Genomic DNA, 5,109 nt, shown 5'->3' on the forward strand with positions numbered 1-5,109 from the left:
ATATAAACCTTCTAAAGTTAACATCTTTTTGATTTGCTTCTTAGTCATACCTATACTTTCCATGACTGCTAGCTCTTTTAATCTTACATTTACTCCTGTTATCATTACATTTATAAAGTTTAGAAGTCCTATAAAAATCAAGATAATTGACATCCCTCCCCCTAAAATATTCATTACCATAGAAGTATTATTGAATTCTTTAGTTTGAGTAGTCTTTGAATCCATATATAATCCCCTAGCATCAGATATTTTCGTTAATTTAGATTTAATAGCTTCATCATATCTGTCATCAATATTTATGTATAATAAATATCCTATATGATTCTTATCTAATTTCTCTAAAGCATTCTGACTTATAAATATACTTGGTATACCCAACTCATTATCTGGTGCACCTGCTAATAAATCTACTTCATCACTAAACAATTTTGTATTAAATGTCATTGAATCATTATCTTTATTTCTAAGAGTTATTTTTTCTCCTAATATATTTCTATCTTCCTCGTTGTAGTAGAAATTATCAACTAAAGCTAGTTTACCTTCTTTAAAAGCCTCTACATCTATTTTATCTTTAGTTTTTTCATTGTATCTTTCTATTATCTCATCATTTATTCCTATAATATTTGGTGATAATCTTGATGGATTTTTCTTAATCTCTTCTAGTAAGTTATTCAGCCCTTCTTCGTCTCCAGAAGCAAATCTCTCATATCCACCTTTTAATGCAGGTAGTAATAATTTTTCATTGTAATCTAGTTGTAGTTTTCCTAGACTTATCTTACTTACACTTTCTACTCCATTCATTTTTTTTATTTCACTTATTAAATCATTGTCTATTTTATCTTCTAGTACTTGAATATTTTGAAGTTCAAAATCATTATTCACATATCTATCTATATAGTTTTCTATACTCAAACTTTTTATAAATGTATTTACACTTATGAAAGTGATACATCCCATAAACAATGATAAGAAAACTAAAATAGCACGTTTTTTATCTCTGAAAACATTGTACCAAGCCATTTTATAAAGCTTTCCACCCTTAGTAGATTTTCTTTTTTTATTTTTGTTACTTTGCTTAGTTCCACTGTATCTTAAAGCTTCCATAGGCGATATACTACTTGCTATTTTGGCCGGTTTTCTACAGCTAAAATTAACTGTAAGCAAAGAGAATAAAATCGCACCTATAAATATTATTGGGTTAAAGGATATATCTGATGGCATGGCAGTGGCATAGGCTCCACTTGAAAAAGTGCTCATAGCCATTGGTACTATTCCAAAAGATACTATGGCTCCAAGAACTAAACCTATAGGTATTCCTATTAAAGATAATCTTAATGCTTGTCCCTTTACTATCTTTTTAATTTGTTTAGGTGAAGTTCCTATAGTTTTTATTAGACCGTAGAAGTTTATATCCTTAGTTACTGCTATATACATTATATTGTAAATTAGTAAGTATCCACTAAATACTATAAATAAACCTATCATTCCTATAATTCCAATAGTAATCATAGCCACTTCACTAGAATCATTATTTGCATCATAATTAAAAGTAAACTCTTGATGCTTATTTAAATGTATTTCTGACTTTAATATATCTACTGCTTCATTCTTGTACTTATTTTTCAAAGTAAAAGTTAAAAATCCATTGTCGCCTACATTTAAATTATTATTTTTTATATATTTATCTGATACCACTAAAAAACCAGTATCTTCAAAGAATGAATAAGTTTTATAAGTTCCGCTTAATGTAAATTCTTTTTCTAAAGTATTACCGTTTGCATCTTTATATTTTATTTTTATAGCATCTCCTATTTTTGTATTCTTTTTCTCTAAAAACTCTAATGCTTTTTGTGATGCCATTATTTCATTAGGCTTTGTTGGATAAGTACCTTCTATGTTACTTATAGCTGGTGTAATTTGTTTTTCCCAATTTTCTTCATCATAATATTTTAAAATTATTTTTAGTTTATCTTTGTCTAGTTGTTTATCAATTACTTTTCCAACTGTAATTTCCTCACCAATGGAAGTAGTTATTCCTAAGTTCTCTATTTCTTTTATTTGACTTTCCTTTGGATAATTCAAAATAGTAGTTGCTGTAGTTTCTGCAAGTCTTGTAGTCATAACTTTATAATTTTGTACAAAACTGGCTCCTATACTAAACACAGAAGATATCATAAAAGTAGTAAGTACTATCGCTAAAACTACAAACATGTTTCTAGTTTTATTAGACCTTATAGAAGAGTTGGTCATCCTTTTTATTATATCTTTATTATTATTCTCAAATTTCAACTTCTACTCCCCCTTTACCACTCTTCCATCTTCTATTCTTATTATCTTATCAGCAAGTTGTGCGATTTCTTCATTATGGGTAATCATAACCATGGTTTGATTAAATTTTTGAGAAGTCATTTTTAACAGACCTATTACATCCATACTCGTCTTACTATCAAGGTTTCCAGTGGGCTCATCAGCTAAGATTATAGCTGGCTTTGTAGCTAAAGCTCTAGATATTGCCACTCTTTGCTGTTGACCTCCAGATAAATTATTTGGCATATTTGTTAATTTGTCTTTAAGTCCTAAAGTATTTATAATTGAATTAACATATTCTTCATCGATTTTTATTCCATCTAGCTCTATTGGAAGAACTATATTTTCATAAACATTTAATACTGGAACTAAGTTATAATTTTGAAAAATAAATCCTATGTTTCTTCTTCTAAAAATAGTTATTTCTTCATCATTCATATTACTTAGTTTTTTATCATTTATATAAACTTCCCCGCTAGTTAATTTATCTAGACCACCTAGCATATTTAAAAGTGTGGATTTACCACTTCCAGATGTTCCAACTATAGCAACAAATTGCCCTTCTTTTATTTCTATACTTACATCATCTAGTGCTTTAACTATATTTGGCTCTTGCCCATACATTTTTATTAAATTTTCAGCTTTTAATATACTCATCATTCCACCTCAGTTTTAATTTTATATTTATATAATAAACAAAACTTGTGACAAACTTCTGACAGAATAAAAAAATTTTCTTGTTTTGAAAAATGATATAAGACTTCTCCTCATATAAACTAGGATACTAAAAAAGTTGCCTTCATTAAGGGCAACTTTCTAATCTTAATTACTATACTATACTTAGTATCTTATTCTTTAATTCTTCAAATAAAACATCATCATAATAACCTATAGTTTTAATTTCATTACCTAAACTGGCTAAAATGTAAATTTCACCATGGCATAAATTAAATCTAGAACTTATAGGACCTTTTTTTATATTTATATACTGAACCTTTTTATATTTTATAATGCTAATATTCTTGTAGAAAATTCCCTGTGAAATGGCCACATTTTCTTTTTCCATATGAAATCCATAAGTAATATATGACATATAAGCTATTAAAATTAGTAATGAAAACACTGCTATATTTATGCCTACTAATATTGAAATATTAATTCCAAAATTTAATTTATAAATTATGTACATTATTAAAGAAATAAACATGGTTACTGTAATAGTCTCAGCAATTTTTATTTTATAATAATTTTTATTCTGTCTTGCTAATATTAATTCTTCACCTACTCTAAACTCTGGAAGTAATGTATTTATATACTTTACAAAATTTTCTTTTTTACTACATAGTAAAATTTGTGATCCTTCTGACTCATCATCTCCTACACCTATGGTAGATATATCAACTTGATATCTTTTAAAAATTCTGCAGAAAATAGGTTGTTTAATATTTATAGCATTAATTCTATTTATAGGAATAGTGAATTTCCTCTTCTTTAATAATCCATAACTAATATATAATCTATCTTCTAATCTTTTTATAGAAAAATTATAATATTTTATTAAATCGCCTATGAAAAACTTTATTATACTCATCAAAGATGTAATTACTATTAGTAATAGTGGTATTGTTCCCCCAAACTCATCGCCTTGCGTTACTATAAATAAAGTAAATATAAATACACCTAAACTAAACATAAATCCAAAAATAGAAAAATTATAAAAACAATGTTTTAATATATCATTAATAGAAAAAACTATATCATAATCTATTTCTTCGTCATGTAAATAATTATATTGTCTATTTTCATTATCATCATTATAGTCCAGTTTATCCCTTTGTTTTTCAATATATTCTATAGTTTCAAGCTTCATAAGCTTTTCAACATTATATTTAAATTCATAAGCATCTTTTCTAGAAAGTATGATTTCTATATCTGTAGTGTTTGCTGTAGACAAACTATCTGTATCAATTTTTATTTTATATGTTCCTATAATTCTTTCAAAAACATTTTGCTCCAAATTTATATTGGCAATATTTTTAATCCCATAAGTATTAATCTTGGAATTTATAGTATCTCTTTGTACTATTATTGTATTTTCTTCAATACTTATAAAAGTTTTATACCAAATAAAAGTATTATAAATTAAAATAAATAACAGAAACGCTACTCCTCCAAAAAATATTAATATCATATTAATAAAATCACTACGTAATACCATATCTTTTACATTATCTATATCTGTGATCATAATAAAAAACAAAAATGAAATTATCCACCATGTTTTTTCTACAATGATACTAGGATGACATCTAAATTTATCTTCTTTCATATATGACTCCTATTCTTACAAATCACCTTTATTTTGTATTTTTGATTCTATTGCAATATTATTAATTTTATCTTTAAGTGAATTTGAAATAAAATGAGATTTTTTATCCTCTAAAAATCTTATAGTAACATCTCCTCCAGCAGTAGTTACTATTACCTTAGACAGATTAAACATCCTATCTATAGGTCCTTTTTTAATAGATATTTTATGAAGTCTCTCAATAGGAACTATATTTCTTTCTATAAACAAAAATCCTTCTTTAACATCTATGCAATCATCCGTAATAGAGTATCTATATCTTTCATATCTAATTTTAGGAGAAACAAATAAGTAAATTATACTTAGCAATTCTAAAACTAACATAATAATTTTTACTATTCTAGGTAGTCTTTCACCAAATATAAGCCATACTCCTAATAAAATTCCACTCAAAATTAAAACTTGAATTAAGGTAGCAATAAACATACATCCTA

4 protein-coding genes are annotated in these 5,109 nt (G+C 26.0%); all 4 read right to left on the minus strand.

Annotation, left to right across the window (positions count from 1 at the left end):
* A partial coding sequence (locus J7G74_RS14225; protein WP_297136545.1) for an ABC transporter permease occupies positions 1-2,289 on the minus strand: 2,289 nt, incomplete at its 3' end.
* 3 nt (positions 2,290-2,292) lie between these two features.
* Positions 2,293-2,964 (minus strand): ABC transporter ATP-binding protein, encoded by a 672-nt coding sequence (locus J7G74_RS14230; RefSeq protein WP_297136546.1) that lies wholly within the window; start codon positions 2,962-2,964, stop codon positions 2,293-2,295.
* Between the two features lie 172 nt (positions 2,965-3,136).
* Positions 3,137-4,636, minus strand: a complete 1,500-nt coding sequence (locus J7G74_RS14235) for a PH domain-containing protein (RefSeq protein WP_297136547.1) — start codon at positions 4,634-4,636, stop codon at positions 3,137-3,139.
* A gap of 15 nt (positions 4,637-4,651) precedes the next feature.
* A partial coding sequence (locus tag J7G74_RS14240) for a PH domain-containing protein (RefSeq protein WP_330616590.1) occupies positions 4,652-5,109 on the minus strand: 458 nt, incomplete at its 5' end.

Origin of the sequence: Terrisporobacter sp. (assembly GCF_017888745.1) — a bacterium.
Taxonomy (GTDB): domain Bacteria; phylum Bacillota; class Clostridia; order Peptostreptococcales; family Peptostreptococcaceae; genus Terrisporobacter.